Source organism: Corynebacterium rouxii (assembly GCF_902702935.1).
GTDB classification, from domain to species: Bacteria; Actinomycetota; Actinomycetes; order Mycobacteriales; family Mycobacteriaceae; genus Corynebacterium; species Corynebacterium rouxii.
In genome coordinates this window covers 352,235-371,673 of sequence record NZ_LR738855.1, presented here as the reverse complement: position 1 = coordinate 371,673, position 19,439 = coordinate 352,235, and the positions used below count along the sequence as shown (strand labels likewise).

At 56.9% G+C, this 19,439-nt stretch carries 19 protein-coding genes; 9 read left to right on the top strand and 10 right to left on the bottom strand.

Features of this window, described 5'->3' with window-relative positions:
- A complete protein-coding gene (locus tag CIP100161_RS01945; RefSeq protein WP_155871491.1) occupies positions 1 to 747 on the bottom strand; it encodes a phosphoglyceromutase in 747 nt (248 codons plus the stop codon).
- Positions 748 to 805: 58 nt separating this feature from the next.
- Positions 806 to 2,080 carry a D-inositol-3-phosphate glycosyltransferase gene (mshA, locus tag CIP100161_RS01940; RefSeq protein ID WP_174775768.1) on the bottom strand — a complete coding sequence of 425 codons (1,275 nt, stop codon included), beginning with the start codon at positions 2,078 to 2,080 and terminating at the stop codon, positions 806 to 808.
- 92 nt (positions 2,081 to 2,172) lie between these two features.
- Here mshA and CIP100161_RS01935 point away from each other — a divergent pair, with 92 nt between their 5' ends.
- The 3 genes from CIP100161_RS01935 to CIP100161_RS01925 are packed head-to-tail and all read left to right on the top strand — an operon-like array spanning position 2,173 to position 6,001.
- On the top strand, positions 2,173 to 3,873 hold the full coding sequence (locus tag CIP100161_RS01935) for a long-chain-fatty-acid--CoA ligase (protein WP_155871487.1): 1,701 nt from the start codon (positions 2,173 to 2,175) through the stop codon (positions 3,871 to 3,873).
- The gene (locus tag CIP100161_RS01930) at positions 3,870 to 5,633 is read left to right on the top strand and encodes a long-chain-fatty-acid--CoA ligase (RefSeq protein WP_269472953.1); all 1,764 of its coding nucleotides are present in this window, start codon (positions 3,870 to 3,872) and stop codon (positions 5,631 to 5,633) included. The genes CIP100161_RS01935 and CIP100161_RS01930 overlap by 4 nt, the downstream gene beginning before the upstream one ends.
- A 2-nt stretch (positions 5,634 to 5,635) precedes the next feature.
- On the top strand, positions 5,636 to 6,001 hold the full coding sequence (locus CIP100161_RS01925) for a PH domain-containing protein (protein ID WP_155871483.1): 366 nt from the start codon (positions 5,636 to 5,638) through the stop codon (positions 5,999 to 6,001).
- On the opposite strand, the gene CIP100161_RS01920 is transcribed toward CIP100161_RS01925, so the two are convergent.
- Positions 5,998 to 7,101, bottom strand: coding sequence for a UDP-N-acetylmuramate dehydrogenase (locus CIP100161_RS01920; RefSeq protein WP_155871481.1), 1,104 nt, complete (start codon positions 7,099 to 7,101; stop codon positions 5,998 to 6,000). The two genes, CIP100161_RS01925 and CIP100161_RS01920, sit on opposite strands and share 4 nt — an antisense overlap.
- Positions 7,102 to 7,124: 23 nt before the next feature.
- Between CIP100161_RS01920 and CIP100161_RS01915 the strand changes: the two genes are divergently transcribed.
- From CIP100161_RS01915 to CIP100161_RS01890, 6 genes are all read left to right on the top strand, one after another.
- Positions 7,125 to 7,628, top strand: a complete 504-nt coding sequence (locus CIP100161_RS01915; RefSeq protein WP_155871479.1) for a DUF2505 domain-containing protein — start codon at positions 7,125 to 7,127, stop codon at positions 7,626 to 7,628.
- Between the two features lie 15 nt (positions 7,629 to 7,643).
- On the top strand, positions 7,644 to 8,456 hold the full coding sequence (locus CIP100161_RS01910; RefSeq protein ID WP_155871477.1) for a class I SAM-dependent methyltransferase: 813 nt from the start codon (positions 7,644 to 7,646) through the stop codon (positions 8,454 to 8,456).
- 351 nt (positions 8,457 to 8,807) lie between these two features.
- Positions 8,808 to 10,904 (top strand): formate C-acetyltransferase, encoded by a 2,097-nt coding sequence (pflB, locus tag CIP100161_RS01905; protein ID WP_155874499.1) that lies wholly within the window; start codon positions 8,808 to 8,810, stop codon positions 10,902 to 10,904.
- Between the two features lie 49 nt (positions 10,905 to 10,953).
- Positions 10,954 to 11,205, top strand: coding sequence for an autonomous glycyl radical cofactor GrcA2 (gene grcA2 / locus CIP100161_RS01900; protein WP_004566465.1), 252 nt, complete (start codon positions 10,954 to 10,956; stop codon positions 11,203 to 11,205).
- 78 nt (positions 11,206 to 11,283) lie between these two features.
- Positions 11,284 to 12,159, top strand: coding sequence for a pyruvate formate-lyase-activating protein (pflA, locus tag CIP100161_RS01895; RefSeq protein WP_088245858.1), 876 nt, complete (start codon positions 11,284 to 11,286; stop codon positions 12,157 to 12,159).
- 5 nt (positions 12,160 to 12,164) lie between these two features.
- Complete coding sequence (locus tag CIP100161_RS01890; RefSeq protein ID WP_155871475.1) at positions 12,165 to 12,908, top strand: LmeA family phospholipid-binding protein; 744 nt, start codon at positions 12,165 to 12,167, stop codon at positions 12,906 to 12,908.
- Here CIP100161_RS01890 and CIP100161_RS01885 read toward each other — a convergent pair.
- The 7 genes from CIP100161_RS01885 to CIP100161_RS01855 form a co-directional block, all read right to left on the bottom strand.
- Complete coding sequence (locus tag CIP100161_RS01885; RefSeq protein WP_155871473.1) at positions 12,905 to 13,393, bottom strand: beta/alpha barrel domain-containing protein; 489 nt, start codon at positions 13,391 to 13,393, stop codon at positions 12,905 to 12,907. The genes CIP100161_RS01890 and CIP100161_RS01885 overlap by 4 nt on opposite strands.
- A gap of 6 nt (positions 13,394 to 13,399) precedes the next feature.
- Entirely contained in the window at positions 13,400 to 13,675 is a 276-nt protein-coding gene (locus CIP100161_RS01880; protein ID WP_155871471.1) for a DUF2516 family protein, read from the bottom strand.
- Between the two features lie 12 nt (positions 13,676 to 13,687).
- Positions 13,688 to 14,956 carry a DUF445 domain-containing protein gene (locus tag CIP100161_RS01875; protein WP_155871469.1) on the bottom strand — a complete coding sequence of 423 codons (1,269 nt, stop codon included), beginning with the start codon at positions 14,954 to 14,956 and terminating at the stop codon, positions 13,688 to 13,690.
- A 198-nt stretch (positions 14,957 to 15,154) separates the two neighbouring features.
- A complete protein-coding gene (locus tag CIP100161_RS01870; RefSeq protein ID WP_014309943.1) occupies positions 15,155 to 15,505 on the bottom strand; it encodes a hypothetical protein in 351 nt (116 codons plus the stop codon).
- Positions 15,506 to 15,581: 76 nt separating this feature from the next.
- Complete coding sequence (locus CIP100161_RS01865) at positions 15,582 to 16,331, bottom strand: succinate dehydrogenase/fumarate reductase iron-sulfur subunit (protein ID WP_155871467.1); 750 nt, start codon at positions 16,329 to 16,331, stop codon at positions 15,582 to 15,584.
- Positions 16,331 to 18,346: a fumarate reductase/succinate dehydrogenase flavoprotein subunit gene (locus tag CIP100161_RS01860; RefSeq protein ID WP_155871465.1), complete on the bottom strand. Its 2,016-nt coding sequence runs from the start codon at positions 18,344 to 18,346 to the stop codon at positions 16,331 to 16,333. The genes CIP100161_RS01865 and CIP100161_RS01860 overlap by 1 nt, the downstream gene beginning before the upstream one ends.
- 18 nt (positions 18,347 to 18,364) lie before the next feature.
- A complete protein-coding gene (locus tag CIP100161_RS01855) occupies positions 18,365 to 19,123 on the bottom strand; it encodes a succinate dehydrogenase cytochrome b subunit (RefSeq protein WP_155871463.1) in 759 nt (252 codons plus the stop codon).
- Positions 19,124 to 19,439 lie beyond the last annotated feature (316 nt).

The window sequence follows — 19,439 nt, the reverse complement described above, 5'->3', positions numbered from 1 at the left end:
CTACTTAGCGCCCTGAGCAGCAACTGCGGCAGCACCGGCAGCAGCAGCCTCTGGGTCAAGATAGGTGCCACCTGGGTTGAGCACCGTGCCAGCCTCGTCGAGCTCGTAGACCAGCGGAATACCGGTTGGAATGTTGAGCTCAGCGATGTCTTCATCAGAGATGTTGTCAAGGTGCTTGACCAATGCGCGCAGGGAGTTACCGTGCGCAGCGATCAAAACAGTCTCGCCGTTCTTCACACGCGGCAGGATCTCTTCCTTGAAGTAAGGAACGAAACGCTCAACAACGTCCTTCAAACACTCTGTGCGAGGAACCACGTCAAGGTTGGCGTAACGAGGATCGTTTGCCTGGGAGAACTCGCTGGAATCCTCAAGCTCTGGTGGTGGGGTGCCATAAGAACGACGCCATGCCATGAACTGGTCGTCGCCGTACTTTTCCTTGGTCTCAGCCTTGTTCAGGCCCTGCAGTGCACCGTAGTGGCGCTCGTTGAGGCGCCAATCGCGAACAACTGGGATCCAGTGGCGATCAGCGGCGTTCAGAGCAATGTTGGCGGTGCGGATAGCACGGCGCAGCAAAGAGGTGTACACCACGCTTGGCAGGACACCCTGAGCCTTGAGCAGCTCGCCGCCGCGCTTAGCCTCTGCCTCGCCCTTTTCGGTGAGGTTGACGTCCACCCAGCCGGTGAACTGGTTGGAAGCGTTCCATTCGCTTTGTCCGTGACGAAGAAGAATCAGTTTTCCAGTAGTCATACTTGCCAAGTTTGCCACGAATCGAAGCAGCGCGAGAAAAATGTGGGATTATTTACACTTATGCCCGATCGGAACCTGTGGCGTAGCGGTCATGACACTGCGCAACATCCAACATCGCCGCATCCCCATACACCGACTCCAGCTTCTCCGCAGCCGCAGCCCACGTAAAGTTCGCCGCATGTTCCACCGCAGCCACACCCATCTGCTGACGCGTGGGGTCGTCGTCAAGCAATTGCTCCAACGCGTCCGCCCACGTTATTGGATTGTGGCCGTCGACAAGCACGCCCGTCTCCCCATCGACCACCGCAATAGGCAAGCCGCCAACACGAGCAGCCACCACCGGAGTACCACTAGCCTGCGCCTCCATCGCAACCAGACCAAACGACTCGTTATAGGATGGCACCGCCACCACATCAGCCGCCTGGTACACACTCACCAGCTCCTCCGGCGGACGCGGATCCAAAAACCGCACCCGATGCGCAATACCCAAACTGCGTGTCAACTCAATGTAGTACTCCACCGTGGCAGCGGCACCTGACGGCCCACCGCACATAATCACACGCATATCGCGATCCGGATCGCGCTCCAACATCTCCGCCACCGCACGTAACAACACCTCAGGTCCTTTAAACTTTTGCAACCTTCCCACAAAAGCCACCACTTTGGTATGCAGCGGAATACCCAAGAACCGCCGAGACTGCTCCGTATTGCGCTGCGTACCAGGAGTAAATAGCTCCACATTGGCACCCGGCGCGATCACAGCCACCGAATCAGGGTTGGCGTCATAGTGGCGCACGAGGTCGTTGGTTTCCTCGGGGGTGTTCACCACGAGGATGTCGGCGTTATCTACAAGCTGTTGCTCACAAATACGCCTGGCTTCTGACTCCTCAGTATCCCCTGCGCTGCGGTGCGCATTTTTTACCGCCGCAAGGGTGTGCGCGGTGTGCACCAGCGGGATATTCCACAGGTCGCGCAGCAGCCAGCCGACTTGGCCGGAAAGCCAGTAGTGGGAATGGATGACGTCGTAACGCATGTGGTGACACTTGGCGAATTGCACCACGCCACCCGCAAAGGCTGCGAGCTGGGTGGGCAGTTCTTCTTTGCTTAGGCCCTCGTAGGGGCCGGCCACAATGTTGATCACGCGCAGCCCCGACTCCACCTCTACAATGTCGCCTTGGCTGGGGCGAGTGGCACGGGTGTAAATGTCAACGTCCACGCCGCGACGTGCGAGTTCGCGGGCGATGGAAATGATGTAGACGTTCATTCCACCTGCGTCTCCGCTGCCTGGTTGCTGGAGGGGCGAAGTGTGCATAGAGATCATGGCAATGCGCATAGTCATCATTCTAGGCGCCGTTATTACCAAACCAAGCGAAACATGAGTATATGCTCGTATTTACGTTTATTTGCAAGGAACGAAGGGAACTCATGTCGGCATACGAGACAAAAAAGTGGCTTCACTATTACCCCGATTGGACGCCGCATAGCCTAGATTATGGCGACACGACGCTTCTCGACGTCTACTCGAACAACCTCGCCCTAAATAAGGACAAACCGGCCACCTACTTCTTTGGCCGCCAAACCTCCTACGGTGACCTCGACAAACAGGTACGCACCGCAGCCGCCGGTCTGCGGGCACTAGGCGTACGCAGCGGCGACCGCGTGGCCATCGCTCTTCCCAACTGCCCACAGCACATCGTGGCCTACTGGGCGGTACTCATGCTCGGAGCCACCGTGGTCGAGCACAATCCGCTCTACACCGCACACGAGCTGGAAGCCCCCTTCCAAGACCATGGCGCACGCGTGGCTATCGTGTGGGACAAAGCCGCCGATACCCTGGAGAAACTCCGCCGCAGCACACCACTAGAAACCATCGTGTCGGTCAACATGATGACCGCCATGCCAGCCGTACAACAGGCACTACTGCGCCTTCCTATCCCGATGATTCGGAAGAAGCGCGACGCACTGACCGCATCCGCGCCCAACACCATCCCATGGGAAATCCTGGTGGGATCCGCACTAGGCGGCAATGGCGACGACGTCGTCCCCTGCCCCGAGGTGACCAAAAAGTCCATCGCCCTGATCCTCTACACCTCCGGCACCACCGGTACACCCAAAGGTGCGCAGCTGTCACACGGCAACCTCTTTGCCAACATCATGCAGGGTAAAGCATGGGTCAAAGGCATTGGCGACCAAGACGAACGCCTTCTCGCTGCTCTGCCTATGTTCCACGCCTATGGCGTGACCATCGTGCTCAACCTAGCGTTCTACGTAGGCGGCGAACTGGTCCTGCTCCCAGCGCCGCAAATTCCGTTGATCATGAAGATCATGAAGAAGCACACCCCTACGTGGGTGCCTGGCGTTCCCACGCTCTATCAAAAGATTGTGGAAGCCGCAGAGCGCGACGGAATCTCTATCTCCGGTGTGCGCAACTCATTTTCTGGTGCGTCGAGCCTGCCCGTGGAAACCGTCGCCCGTTGGGAAGCACTCACCGGCGGTTTACTCGTCGAAGGCTACGGCTTGACCGAAACCTCCCCCATCATTGTGGGCAACCCTATGACCACCGATCGCCGCCCAGGCTATGTCGGCGTACCGTTCCCCGACACCGAAATCCGCATTGCCAACCCAGACAACTTGGACGAAACCCTGCCTGACGGGCAAGAAGGCGAAGTGCTGGTGCGGGGGCCGCAGGTGTTCAGCGGTTACCTGAACAATCCCGAGGCGACGGCAAAGAGCTTCCACGGACAGTGGTATCGCACTGGCGACGTGGGAATCATGGAGGAAGACGGCTTTATCCGCCTCGTGGCCCGCATCAAGGAAGTCATCATCACCGGCGGTTTTAACGTCTATCCCGCCGAGGTGGAAGAAGTTTTGCGCAATCACCCAGACATTACAGACGCTACCGTCGTTGGCCTTCCGCGTGGCGACGGCTCCGAGTCCGTGGTTGCGGCCATCACGCTTGCCGCTGGCGCTGCCCTCGATCCCGAGGGATTGAAAGCATACTGTCGCGAAAATCTCACCCGCTACAAAGTGCCACGCACCTTCTACCACTTCGAGGAATTGCCGAAAGACCAGTTGGGCAAGGTACGACGCAAAGATGTGCAGGAAGCATTAGCAGCGAAGAAATAACGCTACAATATCGACATCAAAACTATTTTCATCCCAAAAACGAAAGGCCGAACATGGGTGCATTCGACGACAAAGCATGGTTGCAGCACTATGGCGACTGGACACCAGCATCCCTCGACTACGGCGACACCACGCTGGTAGACATCTACGACAACAACCTTGCCGTTAACGCCGACAAACCCGCGACCTACTTCTTCGGACGCACCCAAACCTATGCAGAACTCGACGCCCAAGTGCGTGCAGCCGCAGCAGGCCTTAAAGCCTTTGGCATCCGCCCAGGCGACCGCGTCGCCATCGTGTTGCCCAACTGCCCACAACACATTGCCGCGTTCTACGCCGTCCAAATGCTCGGCGCTACCGTCGTAGAGCACAACCCGCTCTACACCGCACACGAGCTCGAAGCCCTGTTCAAAGACCATGGCGCGCGCGTCGCCATCGCATGGGATAAGGCAGCCTCCACCCTAGAAAAACTGCGCGACACCACCTCGCTCGAGACGATCATCTCCGTCAACATGACAGAGGCCATGCCGCGCATCCAGCAACTAGCGCTGCGCATTCCGATCCCACCTATCGCCGCAAAACGCGAACAACTCACCGCGTTTGCAGACAACACCGTCCCATGGTCCACGTTGATCGGCAATGCCATCGGTGGCAACGGTAAACGCACCAAATTCCCCCAGGTCACCAAAGACGACATCGCCCTGATCCTGTACACCTCCGGCACCACCGGAACGCCGAAGGGCGCGTTGCTCTCCCACGGCAACTTGGTGTCCAACTGCATCATGGGCAAGGCATGGGTGCCAGGACTGGGCGACCAACCCGAGCGTTTCCTCGCAGCTCTTCCCATGTTCCACGCCTACGGCCTGACCATGGTGGGTACCCTAGGTGTCTTCGTCGGCGCAGAAATGGTCCTGCTACCAGCACCGCAGATCCCACTGATCATGAAGATTATGAAAAACCACACCCCCACGTGGCTGCCAGGTGTGCCCACCCTCTACGAAAAGATCGTGGCAGAAGCCACCGCCAAGGGCGTGGAAATCAAGGGCATCCGCAACTCCTTCTCCGGTGCTTCCACCCTGCCAGTGCGCACCGTCGAAGACTGGGAAAACCTCACCGGCGGCCTGCTGGTGGAAGGCTACGGCCTGACCGAAACCTCCCCAGTTCTGTGTGGTAACCCCATGAATGGCAACCGCCGCCCCGGCTACATCGGCGTGCCCTTCTCCGACACCGAAATCCGCATTGCCAACCCAGACAACCTCGACGAGACAATGCCCGACGGCGAAGCCGGCGAAGTTCTCGCCCGCGGACCTCAGGTTTTCCAAGGCTACCTCAATAAACCAGAGGCAACGGCAGCCGCCTTCCACGGCGACTGGTTCCGCACCGGCGATATGGGTGTCATGGAAGAGGACGGATTTATCCGCCTAGTAAGCCGTATCAAGGAAATCATCATCACCGGCGGATTTAACGTCTACCCCGCCGAGGTCGAAGAAGCCCTGATCACCCACCCAGACGTTGACGACGCAGCCGTAGTCGGCCGCCCACGCAAAGACGGCTCCGAGGACGTGGTAGCCTGCATCGTGCTCAAAGACGGTGCAGCCCTCGACCCAGAAGGCCTCAAAGCCCACTGCCGCGAGCTGCTCACCCGCTACAAAGTGCCACGCACCTTCTACCACTTTGAAGCACTCAACAAAGACCAACTCGGTAAGGTCCGCCGCCGCGAAGTGCAGCAGATCCTCCTCGAACGCCTCGGAGAAAAGTAAGCATGGAAACAGCCAGCATTACAGAATGGATTTTCGTCCAAGAAGTACCCATCCCAGAAGACGTTGCCAGCCTCATGGTGCCAGGCGAAGATGCCGTCGTTGCGTTTAAAACCTTCCGCGACAGCGCCATCTTTACCACCAAACGCCTCATCGTTCGCGACTCCCAAGGCCTACGCGGCAAGAAGGTAGAGGTCTACTCCTTGCCTTATTCCTCAGTGAATATGTGGTCAACAGAAAATGCCGGCACCTTTGATTTCAACGCCGAAGTGGAATTGTGGACGCGTGCCGGCAAAATCAAAATCAAGATCGGTCGAGACATCGACGTACGACGCCTCGACATGCTTCTTGCTCAGTGCATCTTGGGCTAAATAGACACCCCAACCCATACCGGTTCGGGCTCAAGTAGCACCCCGAAGGCATCCATCACGCCGCCACGGACCTCGCGCGCAAGTGCGACGAGATCATCCGTGGTGGCGTTTCCTCTATTGGTCAGTGCCAGCGTGTGTTTAGTAGACAAGCTCACCCGCCCGCCAGGACCTTGGTGGCCTTTGGCAAATCCGGCGCGGTCAATCAACCATGCAGCAGAGAGTTTGACCATGCCCTCGCCCGCAGCAAAGCATGGCATCGACTCGTCACCAACAACGCTACGCACGTGATCTCCGACCGATTCTGGGACGATGGGGTTGGTAAAGAAGGAACCGGCCGACCATGTGTCGTGATCCGCCTCGTTGTACACCATGCCCTTGCCAGCACGCAGGCCTAGTACAACTTCGCGCACCTGCGCTGCAGGATGTGGTCCCTCATGACCTAGCACCCGAGCAAGCTCCCCAAAGCGCAGCGGCGCAGACATGCCATCCGTATGCAGCTGTAGCGTAATGCCCAGTACCACGCCACGGCCGGTGAATTTGAGGTTGGAATAGCGATACGCCAGATCTAAGTCGGCTGCAGGAACTTCCATAACCTCCCCTGTTGCACGTTCCAATAGAGTTACACTGACCAACACATCGGAGATCTCTGCACCGTAGGCACCGACGTTTTGCACAGGGGTAGCTCCCGCCGAGCCAGGGATTCCGGAGAGGCACTCGATGCCGCCGAGGCCAGCATCAACGCACAGTCGCACTACGTCGTCCCATATGGCACCTGCTTCGGCTACTACGCGTCCGGTGTCGAGATTCACAGAAATATCGTCACAGTCGAGGATCACAGCAACGAGGGGGATTTCGCCGTCAGCGATCACGAGGTTGGAGCCACCGCCTACGATGAGTAGTGGGATCTGGTGGGCGTCGAGAAGCCGAACAACCTCAACCACAGACTGCTGTGACCTGCAGCGAACCGCCGCCATGGGGGTTCCGCCGAGGTGGAGGGTGGTCAATTCGGCGAAGGTGGCCGCCACAAAAGTGGCGCCGTCGATCGCCTCGATCTGAGGGCGGATTCCGTCGAAAATGTGGTTCAGTGATTTTTCCAGCACCTTATTAAAGGTAGTCTGTACGCATGACAACGCGAAGTGAAAACATCGTAACTATCAATCAGCCAGTGGAAAAAGTGCACGCAGCCTTGACCAATCCGGCATATTGGGACTTCATTGTGAAAAACCTCAGCCCAGAACCAGGCGAGGTACACGAGTTCACCGAAGCTAACGGTGGCGCTGTTGCAACCCTTTTCGAGGTGCTTCCTCAAGAGCTACTTCCTGAGGCTATCCGCGCCATGATCAGCCAGGCACTCAAAGTCAAGCGCGTAGTAACCGTCGGTGGCCTTAACGGTACCAGCGCACCACTGAGCTACACCGCAGACGTAAAGGGCACCCCTGTGGACTTCAAGGGTGAAATCGCTATGAACGGCCTAGGCAACACCACCACGCTGTCCTACGCCAACGAGATCACCGTCAACATCCCGCTGATGGGTGCTGCTATCGAGCCTAAGGTCGGCCAGGCATTGGGCGATTTGTTCCAGAACGAGGGCGATCTGACCTCGAAGTGGATCTCCGAGAACCTTTAATTTCGCGGAGTTTTCATGGCTGATCATGCCCATAATTTGCGCGCCACTTTTGGGCATGGTCGCCCCATTGGGGTGATTACTCGGGGGACCACTGGGTTTAATCGCCTCCGGCGTTGTGACCGCTGGATGGCTCATCATCCGCTTATCCAGCAGACGCTGCGCCGCACCGGCAATCCCATCGCCCTTGACGTGGGGTACGGGGCAAGTTTTACCACCACGGTCGAGTGGGCTCGGTGGTTGCGCACCATGCGTGACGACGTCCGCGTCACCGGTTTAGAAATAGACCCAGAACGAGTTCTGCCGCCGCGCGATGGCGTGACCTTTGAACTTGGGGGATTTGAATTAGCGGGTTACCAGCCCACCTTAGTGCGCGCCTTTAACGTGTTGCGCCAATATGACGTGGACCAAGTCGCGGATGCTTGGGAGATGGTGACTTCGCGCCTACAGCCTGGCGGATTTTTTGTTGAAGGTACCTGTGATGAGTTGGGCCGGCGGTCAACGTGGGTGTTGTTAAATCACGCTGGGCCACAGTCGTTGACGCTGTGTTGGGATCCTTTTGATGTAGAGCGCCCCTCCGATATTGCGGAGCGGTTGCCTAAGATCTTGATCCACCGCAATGTTGCGGGCGAAAAAATTCATGATTTATTGCTTCGTACCGACGAAGCGTGGGATCGCTGCGCCCCGTGGGCGTCGTATGGCCCTCGAGTTCGGTGGCGGGCGGCCCGCGCGATGCTTATGGATATGGGAATTCCGATGAGCATTATTCGCCGTCCGGTGCGCGATAATCAGCTCACGGTGCCATGGTCGATCGTCGATCCAACTACTTAGACAGCCAAACCTAATTTAGACAGTACGCCCGTTTTATTGCTTTTCACTTCGACGAATGTCACACCATAAAGCAATCTAATTCACATATTTCCCCTTCTACCTGCATTTTTTATTTATTAAGATCTGAAGATGTCCGCGTGTATTGCGAGCAAAATTCTTTACTCCTATTTCGAGCAATTTTCATATGAGATAACTCACCCTTCCCCGCTTATGTGGCCTAGCCCCCTCCTTACTACAGTGGAGGGTGTTCGTGGCGAGCCAGTAACGATGGGTCTGCCACCAAGTGAACCGCAGGTGGCCGATACCGAGGCCGCTGATGCAGATGACTCGATAAGGAAGGGCTCATATAATATGACCACCGCCCAACAAGAGAGCACCCACTCAGCATGGGAAGGTTTCGTCGAAGGACCTTGGAAAGAGGGAATCGACGTCCGCGACTTCATCCAACGCAACTACACCCCTTACGAGGACGACGCTAGCTTCCTCGCTGGCCCAACCGAAAAGACCCTTCGCGTCTGGGATCACCTCGAGAAGAACTACCTCTCCATCGAGCGTAAGAAGCGCGTTTTTGATGTAGACACCGACACCCCAGCCGACATTGACGCTTTCCCAGCGGGTTACATTTCCGAAGACGACGACGTGATCGTTGGTCTGCAGACCGACGTCCCACTCAAGCGCGCCATGATGCCTTTCGGCGGCTGGCGCATGGTGGAAACCGCCATCAAGGAAGCCGGCAAAGAGCCAAACGAAGATGTAAAGAACATCTTCACCAAGTACCGCAAGACCCACAACGAGGCCGTGTTTGATATCTACACCCCTCGTATCCGTGCTGCACGTTCCTCCCACATCATCACCGGTCTTCCAGATGCTTACGGCCGTGGCCGCATCATCGGCGACTACCGTCGTGTAGCCCTCTACGGTGTGGACTACCTCATCGCCGAGAAGAAGCAGGCTAAAGACTCCGTCGCAGCCGAGAACTTCTCCGAGCACTGGGCACGTTTCCGCGAGGAGCACTCCGAGCAGATCAAGGCCCTGCAGAAGCTTAAGACCATGGCTTCCTTCTACGGCTTCGACATCTCAAACCCAGCCACCACGGCAAAGGAAGCAGTTCAGTGGACCTACTTTGCATACTTGGCTTCCGTGAAGTCCCAAGACGGCGCTGCAATGTCCATCGGCCGCCTGTCCGCATTCCTCGACATCTACTTCGAGCGCGATCTTGCCGCTGGCATCATCACCGAGGATGAGGCTCAGGAAATCATCGACGCCCTCGTGATCAAGCTACGTATCGTCCGCTTCCTGCGCACCATCGACTACGATCAGATCTTCTCCGGTGACCCATACTGGGCAACCTGGTCCGACGCTGGCTTCTCTGACGACGGCCGCACCATGGTCACCAAGACCTCCTTCCGTCTGCTGCAGACCCTGCGTAACCTCGGCCCCGCACCAGAGCCAAACATCACCATTTTCTGGGATCCAGCACTTCCAGAAGGCTACAAAGACTTCTGCGCTGCCATCTCCATCGAAACCTCCTCGATTCAGTACGAATCCGACGAGCAGATCCGTAACCAGTGGGGCGACGACGCCGCTATTGCCTGCTGTGTGTCCCCCATGGCCGTGGGCAAGCAGATGCAGTTCTTCGGTGCCCGCGTGAACTCCGCTAAGTCCCTGCTCTACGCCATCAACGGTGGCCGCGACGAGGTTTCCGGTAAGCAGATCACCGAGCCTGGCCTGTTCGAGCCCATCAAGGGCGACGGCCCACTGGACTTCGACGAGGTCTGGGATAAGTACGAGCACATGCTCGACTGGGTTGTTGGCACCTACGTGGAAGCACTCAACATCATCCACTTCTGCCATGACCGCTACGCCTACGAGGCAGTCGAGATGGCACTGCACGACTCCGAGATCATCCGCACCATGGGCTGTGGCATCGCAGGTCTGGCTATCGTTGCAGACTCCCTCTCGGCTATCAAGTACGCCAAGGTCACCCCAGTGCGCGATGAAACCGGCTTGGTTGTGGACTACAAGACGGAAGGCGACTTCCCTCGCTACGGTAACGACGACGACCGCGCCGACGACATCGCCGCAACCATCGTCCACACCGTGATGTCCAAGATCAAGGAAATCCCAATGTACCGCGACGCAATCCCAACGCAGTCGGTGCTCACGATTACCTCGAACGTGGTCTACGGCAAGGCAACCGGTGCGTTCCCATCCGGCCACAAGGCAGGTACCCCATTTAGCCCAGGTGCTAACCCAGAAAACGGTGCAGACACCCACGGCATGGTGGCCTCGATGCTGTCCGTCGGTAAGCTGGATTACCAGGATGCCCTCGACGGCATTTCCCTGACCAATACCATCACCCCATCCGGTCTGGGCCGTACCTCGGACGAGCAGGTTAAGAACTTGGTCGGCATCCTCGATGCTGGCTTCATCATGGACGAAGAGTAATCCACTTTTCCTCCCCATCTATTGATCATCACAGAATTCGGAGAACACAATGTCTTCTAAGACCTTTGAAGAGCGCATGACCGAGATGAAGGCAAAGCGCGACGAGAACAACGCCAACGCTGGCCTTTACCACGCAAACATCAACGTCCTCGACCAGAAGACCCTCGAGGATGCCATGGAGAACCCTGACAAGTACCCGAACCTCACCGTTCGTGTTTCCGGCTACGCCGTCAACTTTGTCAAGCTCACCCGTGAGCAGCAGCTGGACGTTCTTTCCCGTACGTTCCACCACTCTGCGTAAGATGTAACGCCACCACCTGCCTGTACACGGGCAGGTGGTATATTTTTGCCCTAATGAAGCGAAAGGAATCCCTCTGATATGGCTGATGGTATTAACTCCACAGTGACGGTTGAACGCTCTGACGGGCCGCGCCACCGCGGAACCGCAGCCGGCATCGGAGGCCTCGACCTCAATCTGGAAGACGTCACCCACAAGGAGCTCATCGAGGCCCGCCGCACTGGCGACGTCGGCTTGGTGCACTCGTGGGAACTTGTCACCGCTGTCGACGGCCCAGGCACCCGCATGACCATGTTCATGTCCGGCTGCCCACTGCGGTGCCTTTACTGCCACAACCCCGACACCATGGGGATGAAGGAAGGCACAGTAGAGCGCGTCGAGTCGATCGTGAAGAAGATCAAACGCTACCGCAACGTGTTTAAAGCATCCGGCGGCGGATTGACCATCTCCGGCGGCGAGCCACTGTTCCAGATCGCCTTCACGCGCCGCGTGCTCAAAGAGGTACACGATGCCGGAATCCACACCACTATCGACACCTCAGGGTATCTCGGAGCTCGACTCACGGACGAGGACCTCGAAAATATCGACCTCGTGCTTCTCGACGTCAAGTCCGGCGACGAGGAAACCTACCACCGTGTTTCCGGCGGCCGCGAACTTCAACCCACCATCGACTTTGGCAATCGCCTCAATGCAATTGGCAAGCCCGTGTGGATCCGCTTCGTGCTGGTACCTGGAGTGTCTGACGCACCAGAAAACATCAACAACGTGGCAGACATCGTCGCCCAGTGGAAAGACAACGTCGAACGCGTCGAGGTGCTGCCTTTCCACAACATGGGTGCCGATAAGTGGCACGAACTCGGCTTGGATTACGAGCTCGAGGACACAAAACCACCAACACCGGAATCCGTGGAGTTTGCCAAGGAGACTTTCCGCTCCCGCGGTTTAACCGTGTACTAGCTACAATGGCCGACGTGACTACAACAAAAGGTTCTCGTGTCGGAAAAGTTTCACTCATCGTCGCCCTGATCGTCGTCATCCTGCTCGCCGTAGCAGAATTCAGCCTCAGGGCGATGGTGTCTCAACAGCTCAAGGAGTCGACATCGCCGGAGGCGTCGATAAGCTTCGGTGCCTCGCCGCTGCTCGTGGGCATCGCCACGAAGAACCTGCCGAGCGTGACCATTGATACCCCAGAGATGGGCGAATCCCCACGCTCGCACATCACGATGAAAAACCTTGATATTCACAACAGCGATGCCCCTATCGCCGAGCAACTCGAACTAGAAACCACGCTTAGCGACGCATATCTGCTGGCCACCATGCAAAAAGGCCTCGCAGAAAACACGGCCCCTAAACCCGCCGCAGGTGAACTCGACCTTGGGTCGCTGCTACAGTCGATCGTGAAAGTGACCGCTGTGACCACTCAACCAGCAGAAAAAACCGTCACCATCGAGTTCACCGACGGTGCCGCATCGCTACAGCTCAAGCCGGTAGTAGACAACGGCAGCCTTGGTTTTGAGGCCGTCAATGCTAACCTCCTCGGATTTGATCTCCCCCAGTCGGTATCCGATGCGCTTACCCAGCAGCTCAGCAAGCAAGCAGGCGACAGCCTCCACAACATGACGATCAGCAACGTTGATGTTGTCGACGGTGGCATGAACCTCACGCTCAACGGCAACAACGTCAACCTCGCCGAGCTAGAAAACTAGCGCACCAACAAACCCGCATTGGCCTCATCCCACACATAGGTGGGCAAGGCTAACTGCGGGGTTTCTTTTTTCACTACCACCGCGTCAAAACCAGCTGCTTGCGCATGTTCGGCAGTACGCGCAATAACATCAGCGGCAAACAGATCCGTATCGAGGACCAACGCCAGCGAGGCAGGATGCGGCACCGCCTCGCGGGTAGTAACCAGCTCCGTAATCAACGCCGTGCTGGTGGCAGCGACAACCGTTGCGGGGTCAGGAACCACTAGCACCATGCTGGCACCACATTGCACCGCTAGGCGCGCCTCAGAGGCCTTGATCAGGCTGTGGTGCTGACCAGTGGGATACCCCGCCCACGACACCACGGGCCCTGGCACCTGGCCAAGGGCAGTTAACAATGTTGGCGGAACGCATACGCCGTCACCCCCTGCGGCGAGTTCACGCGCCTTATCGACGCTCGCCTCGGGGCCACTGACTATAGGAATCACAGCGATCTACCAGCCGTAGTTACCGTTGAGGATGTTCGTGATCTGTGGGCGCACATCAAACCAGTACAGGCCAATAATGACGATGCCGATCCACGATAAAAATGGGAAGCTGGAAAATAGTGCCAAGGCAGAACCGCCAAGCAATGCCACCCAAACCCACTTGTTTTGCCGATCTGCGGCTTCAAAAGCATCTGCGCGTGTCGCCGCGACAAGTACTGCTCCTACTACCCCACAGACGGCAATAAGCCAATACAAAATTTCGAAGATTCCGAAGCTGATCATCCTGCGCCTTATTTATAGTCCAAACAACAGATAGGACACAGTGTAAATGGCAAGGCCCGCTAATGCACCTACGACCGTGCCATTAAGGCGAATGTACTGCAGGTCCTTGCCCACCATCAGCTCAATCTTGTCACTGGCCTCGTCAGCGTCCCAGCGCTCGATTGTCTCGCCAATAATCGACGTGATCTGATCCGCGTAGTTCTCCGCCAAAAATTCTGCGGCACCAGTAATACGGCGATCCAATTGGGTGCGGATCTGCTCATCGTTATGAATCCGCTCGCCCCAGGCCATCGCATATTCTGCGATCTTGGTACGAATAATCGACTCCGGATCCGCCACCGCAGCAAGAATTGCAGCGGATGTGGATGCCCAGATAGATGCCGCAGCATTGCGCACCGGAGCCGAACCCATGATGTCGTGTTTGATCTCTTCAACCTTCTGAATCATCACCGGATCTTCTTGCAGATCCACCGCGAATTTCTCAAGGAAACGCCGGATCGCATGACGAGCCTCATGGTTTTTATCGCGATCCACAGCAGCCGTCCACTGCGCGAGCTCGCGGTAGACACGCTCGCCTACGATGTCGTTAATAAAACGTGGTGCCCACGACGGAGCCCGCTCATCCAAAATTCGGATAATCAGCGCCTCGCTTGTCGTGGCCTTCTTATGCATCCATCCGGCCAGCTGATCCACAATCGGATCGGTGAGGCCTTCGTCGATAAGCTGCTGCAACGTCTTACCGACGTGTGGGCCCCACTCCGGCTGCGCCAACTTATCCAGCAAGGCCGCATTGATCACAGTCTCAGCATCCTCGGGGTTCAACGCGCGAACCACCTTGGCAACAAAAGTTCCGGCCTCTTGGGACACCCGATCGGCATTTTCTGGTTGCACCAGCCAATCCGCCACCACCGTTGGCACCTGAGCCTGACGAACCTTCTGCGTAATCAACGTGGGATTAAGGAAATTCTCGCTCACAAAGGAGCTGAGGCTCTCGCCTACCTGATCCTTTTTGTTGCGAACCAGTGCTGTGTGCGGAATCTTGAGCCCCAGTGGGTACCGGAATAACGCTGTAACAGCGAACCAGTCGGCAAGGCCACCGACCATGCCGGCCTCCGCAGCAGCCCGCACAAACCCCACCCATACGGGTGTGGGGTCGGTGTGCGCTGTGTACCACTGACAGCTCAAAAAGATCACCGCGGCGACAAGCAGCAACCCCGTCGCAAATGCCTTGTGGTTTCGCAGTGTTCGACGGCGATCTAGCTCTGCACTATGTGTACCCATGCCGACCATTATCCCATGCTAGATCAGCGCCAGCCCCATAACGATGTAGCGGATACCAATAATCACCGCAATTACAGTGATAAGGACCCACGCAATCTTGTTCCAGTTACTCATGTTTTTCCACCCTACAGATGCAAAAACGGCGGAGCCACCACTTGTGTGATGACTCCACCGATTACGCGGAGGTGCCTGACGTGATTAGTTCACGCGACCAGTTTCTGCACGGTACTGACGGTAAGCAGCGCGACCCATGTGGATCAGACCAAAACCACCGATCAGCAGTACTGCTGCGATGACTCCGCCGATCAAAGCGTAGGTGGACCAAGCCTCCTGGCTTCCCACGGTGCTGGATGCCAAACCGAAGATCAACGTACCCAAGCCTGCCAATGCGGCGAGGATTGCACCCATACCTACCCAGGTGCTCGTACGCTGGAGGGAGGAGTGCGGTGCCCACAGGCTCGATGGATCATAACCGTCGATGTAGTGCATACGACCCTCGAAGACCGGGTAGTTACCCGACTCTTGCGTCGCATCTAGGGAATGGGACATTGTGCTTACCTTTCTTTGTACCCGTGTAGAAGAACGTCTGTTTACTAGAGTATTATCTTACGGTAATCAGTGGTAATTAGTCGTCCTTGCCACGGAAGAACGCACGAGCACGTTCCTTGTTGATTGCAGCAACTGCGGACAGTGGGATACCTGCAGGGCAAACATCCGCGCACTCACCGTAGAGGGAGCAGTGTCCGAAGTTTGTCTCCAACTCGTCGACCATCTTGCGTGCGCGCTTGCCACGCTCTTCCTTGCCCAAAGGCATCAGGGAGAGGTGGATCAGCTTTGCACCGGTGAACAAGTGAGCTGCGCCGTTAGGGCAGGCAGCCACACAAGCACCACAGCCTATGCAGGCTGCGTGGTCGAGAGCCAACTCGGCAGACTCGTGGTTCTGGTGCAGGGTGTCTGCATCAGGAGCGGTGCCGGCGTTGATGGAAACGAAGCCGCCCTTTTCCAAGACGCGATCCAATGCGGAGCGGTCTACCAAGAGGTCCTTAACCACTGGGTAAGCTGCGGAGCGCAGTGGCTCGATCTTCAGAGTGGATCCGTCAGCTACGTGGTCGAGGCGCTGCTGGCAAGAAGGCTTGTTCTTGTCCAGGCCGTGTGGGCGACCGTTGACCAAAAGGCCACAGGTGCCACAGATGCCTTCGCGGCAGTCAGAGGCGAATACGAAAGGCTCTTTGCCTTCCTCGATCAGGCCAGTGTTGACGTGGTCGAGAAGCTCGAGGACAGACATTTGAGGAACGGCGTCGTTGACGTCGATGGACTCGAAGTGACCTTCGCTGTTCGGACCGGCCTGACGCCAGATTTCAAGATGGAGTTTCATTACTTGTAATTCCTTGTCATCAGCGGGATCGCTTCGAATGTGAGTGGTTCAGCGTGGCGAATGAACTCGCCCTCGACTGCACCTGGCTCCCATGCGGAAACGAAGCACCAGTTGTCGTCGTCACGCTCTGCCTCGCCTTCTGCGGAGAGGTGATCATCACGGAAGTGGGCACCACAGGACTCGTCGCGGTCAAGTGCGTCGACGCACATGAGCTCGCCCAAGTCGATGTAGTCAGCAACGCGGGATGCGTACTCGAGAACCTGGTTCATCTCATCGGCAGCGCCGGTGATACGCAGGTTTGCCCAGAATTCCTTGCGCAGAGCGCGGATCTTCTGAATACCGGTCTTGAGGTCCTCAACGTTGCGGGCAACGCCACAAGAGAAGTAGAGGATCTCGCCCAGCTGGCGGTGGAAGAACTCAGGGCCGTGAGGATCATTGCCCTTGATGTTCATCAGCTTGTCAATGCGTGCCTTTGCGCGGTTAACAGCTTCCTGTGCCTCTGCAGAATCCTCAGCCAAACGTGCCTCACCGAGGTGGTTTGCCAAGTAGTTAGGGATAGTGAACGGCAGGGTGAACCAGCCGTCAACAGAAGCGGACAGGAGGGAGTTTGCGCCCAGACGGTTAGCACCGTGGTAGGTCCACGAGCACTCACCTGCTGCGAACAGACCGTCAATGGAGGTCATCTCATTGAAGTCGGTCCACAGGCCACCCATGGTGAAGTGGCAGGTAGGAGCAATACGCATTGGTGCCTTGTATGGGTTCTCACCAATGGCCTCTTCGTACATCTGAAAGAGGTTGGAGTAACGCTCACGGATGGTGTCTTCGCCGAGGCGGTTGATGGCATCGCGGAAGTCTAGGTAAGCAGAGTTGTGCAGAGGTCCAACGCCGAGGCCCTTGTTGATCTGCTGAGAGATTGCACGAGATGCAACGTCGCGAGGAACCAAGTTACCGAATGCTGGGTAACGACGCTCCAAGAAGTAGTCGCGCTCTTCCTCAGGGATGGTGTTCGGGTCGCGGTCGTCCTTTGGCTTCAGCGGTGACCAGATGCGGCCGTCGTTACGCAAAGACTCGGACATCAAGATGGTCTTGGACTGCCACTCGGAGTTGACAGGAAGACCGGTTGGGTGGAACTGGATGAACGATGGCGATGCGAGGTATGCACCGTGATCGTATGCACGCATCATTGCGGAAGCGTTGGAGTTCTTAGCCAAGGTGGACATGTGGAACACGTTTCCGTAGCCACCGGTTGCCAAGATCACTGCGTGTCCGGTGTGAGCGGTAAGCTCGCCGGTGATGAGGTTACGCATAACCACACCTTCACAGCGCTTCTTGCCATCCTTCTCGGTGAGAACCAAGTCAGCCAGGTCATTGTGGGTGAAGATCTCCACGGTGCCTAGGCCGATCTGACGCTGCAGAGCAGCAGCACCAGCCAGCTGAAGCTGCTGACCTGTTTGACCACGGGTGTAGTAGGTGCGGGAAACCTGCACGCCACCGAAGGAACGGGTTGCCAAGGTTCCGCCGTATTCGCGAGCGAATGGTGCACCGATGGCGTTCATGTGGTCGATCACGCGGACGGACTCGTATGCCAAGCGCCAGCAGTCGGACTCACGGCAGCGGTAGTCGCCGCCCTTAACGGTGTCTTTGACGTGGCGGTATGCGCCGTCGTTGTCCACCTTCTTGCCGCGAGCAGCGTTGACGCCACCCTGTGCAGCGATGGAGTGTGCACGACGTGGTGCGTCGTGGTAGGTGAACACCTTGACGTCGTAGCCGAGCTCGCCGAGAGCAGCCGCAGCGCCGCCACCGGACAGACCGGTGCCGACCACGAGGACGCGGAACTTACGACGGTTCAAAGGCGACACAAGGTTCATGTGGTCCTTTTGATACTCCCACATGTCCTTGGTGGGAACACCCTTAGGCTCATGAGACTCGAGGATGCTACCGAGTTTCACACCATCAACGATGGATGCCGGTTGGGTGAAGTCGGTGCTAACAGTGGTGTCAGAGTTAATGCTCATTGTTATTTACCTTCTCCCCTAGCCGACCAAGCCGAGTGCGATGGACAGCGGAATAGCGATGTTGCCGATCATGACAATTGCTGGGACGAGGTATGCCAAGAACAGCATGACCGCACGCCAGCGCTTGCCAGTAATACCAAGGTCGCTGGTAGCAAGCCAGATACCATGCGACAAGTGCATGAACAAGGTCACCATGGCAATCACGTAGAAGATGGTGACTGGCCAGCGGCTAAAGCCTGCGACCATGTTCGCATAGATAGCACCGTGCTCGAAAGCATCAGAAGCTGCTGGTGCAGCACCGATGGTGAGATCCAAGATGTGGAAGATGATGAACGCCAGCAGCACGATGCCGGTGACCAGCATGGTGCGGGTAGTGAAGGAGTTCATGCCACCCATCAGATTGGTGCGACGGAACTTGCCGCGAGACTGACGGGAGCGCGCGGTCAATGCGAATGCGCCGTAGATGTGGATCACGATGCAAGCGAGTAGGACCAAGCGGAAGATCCACAGGAATACACCGTGTGGAAGCAGTGGGTAGAGCAGATTGCGCAGCCACTCGCCGTAAATGTCGATTGGATGCGTGCCGTCTTCGTAGAACGGCAGGAAGATCTTCAGGTTTCCAACCATGTGGAATACGACGAAGAAGGCAAAGATTAGGCCAGTGACGGCCATGCCGAGCTTCAGCGCCCAGGTTGGGAACTGTGGCCGCTCACGCAGCGGCTTTTCAGTGATTTTGCCGTGAGCGATTGCGTCACGGTCGATGTTATTTACAGTCATGGCACCTCCAGTGTCGCTATAACTTTACGACCCGACCTTGCCTATAAACCACTTACAAACACCCATTGTGAATTAGGTCACCTATCCAAAAAGGCTAATCTACCTGCAGTTTAGGGTACCCTGACCTAAAAGCGGCGCCGAGAGTGACCAAAAATTGCCACATCTACCGGCACTTTTTCAAAAGCGTGAGATGACAGAGAACGATCATCCAACTTTTTAGTGATTTTGTACACCATCCCCTCTCTCCACCCTTTCGGTGTCATACGAATGGGTGATCTTTAGACAAGCCTCTTAGTGTGATTTAGAGAAAAAGCAC

What these genes read in the sequence shown, in the direction of transcription:
- CIP100161_RS01945 (WP_155871491.1), bottom strand. Translation starts at nt 747, where the DNA reads ATGACTACTGGAAAACTGATTCTTCTTCGTCACGGACAAAGCGAATGG.
- mshA (WP_174775768.1), bottom strand. Translation starts at nt 2,080, where the DNA reads ATGCGCATTGCCATGATCTCTATGCACACTTCGCCCCTCCAGCAACCA.
- CIP100161_RS01935 (WP_155871487.1), top strand. Translation starts at nt 2,173, where the DNA reads ATGTCGGCATACGAGACAAAAAAGTGGCTTCACTATTACCCCGATTGG.
- CIP100161_RS01925 (WP_155871483.1), top strand. Translation starts at nt 5,636, where the DNA reads ATGGAAACAGCCAGCATTACAGAATGGATTTTCGTCCAAGAAGTACCC.
- CIP100161_RS01915 (WP_155871479.1), top strand. Translation starts at nt 7,125, where the DNA reads ATGACAACGCGAAGTGAAAACATCGTAACTATCAATCAGCCAGTGGAA.
- CIP100161_RS01910 (WP_155871477.1), top strand. Translation starts at nt 7,644, where the DNA reads ATGGCTGATCATGCCCATAATTTGCGCGCCACTTTTGGGCATGGTCGC.
- pflB (WP_155874499.1), top strand. Translation starts at nt 8,808, where the DNA reads ATGACCACCGCCCAACAAGAGAGCACCCACTCAGCATGGGAAGGTTTC.
- grcA2 (WP_004566465.1), top strand. Translation starts at nt 10,954, where the DNA reads ATGTCTTCTAAGACCTTTGAAGAGCGCATGACCGAGATGAAGGCAAAG.
- pflA (WP_088245858.1), top strand. Translation starts at nt 11,284, where the DNA reads ATGGCTGATGGTATTAACTCCACAGTGACGGTTGAACGCTCTGACGGG.
- CIP100161_RS01890 (WP_155871475.1), top strand. Translation starts at nt 12,165, where the DNA reads ATGGCCGACGTGACTACAACAAAAGGTTCTCGTGTCGGAAAAGTTTCA.
- CIP100161_RS01880 (WP_155871471.1), bottom strand. Translation starts at nt 13,675, where the DNA reads ATGATCAGCTTCGGAATCTTCGAAATTTTGTATTGGCTTATTGCCGTC.
- CIP100161_RS01875 (WP_155871469.1), bottom strand. Translation starts at nt 14,956, where the DNA reads ATGGGTACACATAGTGCAGAGCTAGATCGCCGTCGAACACTGCGAAAC.
- CIP100161_RS01870 (WP_014309943.1), bottom strand. Translation starts at nt 15,505, where the DNA reads ATGTCCCATTCCCTAGATGCGACGCAAGAGTCGGGTAACTACCCGGTC.
- CIP100161_RS01865 (WP_155871467.1), bottom strand. Translation starts at nt 16,331, where the DNA reads ATGAAACTCCATCTTGAAATCTGGCGTCAGGCCGGTCCGAACAGCGAA.
- CIP100161_RS01860 (WP_155871465.1), bottom strand. Translation starts at nt 18,346, where the DNA reads ATGAGCATTAACTCTGACACCACTGTTAGCACCGACTTCACCCAACCG.
- CIP100161_RS01855 (WP_155871463.1), bottom strand. Translation starts at nt 19,123, where the DNA reads ATGACTGTAAATAACATCGACCGTGACGCAATCGCTCACGGCAAAATC.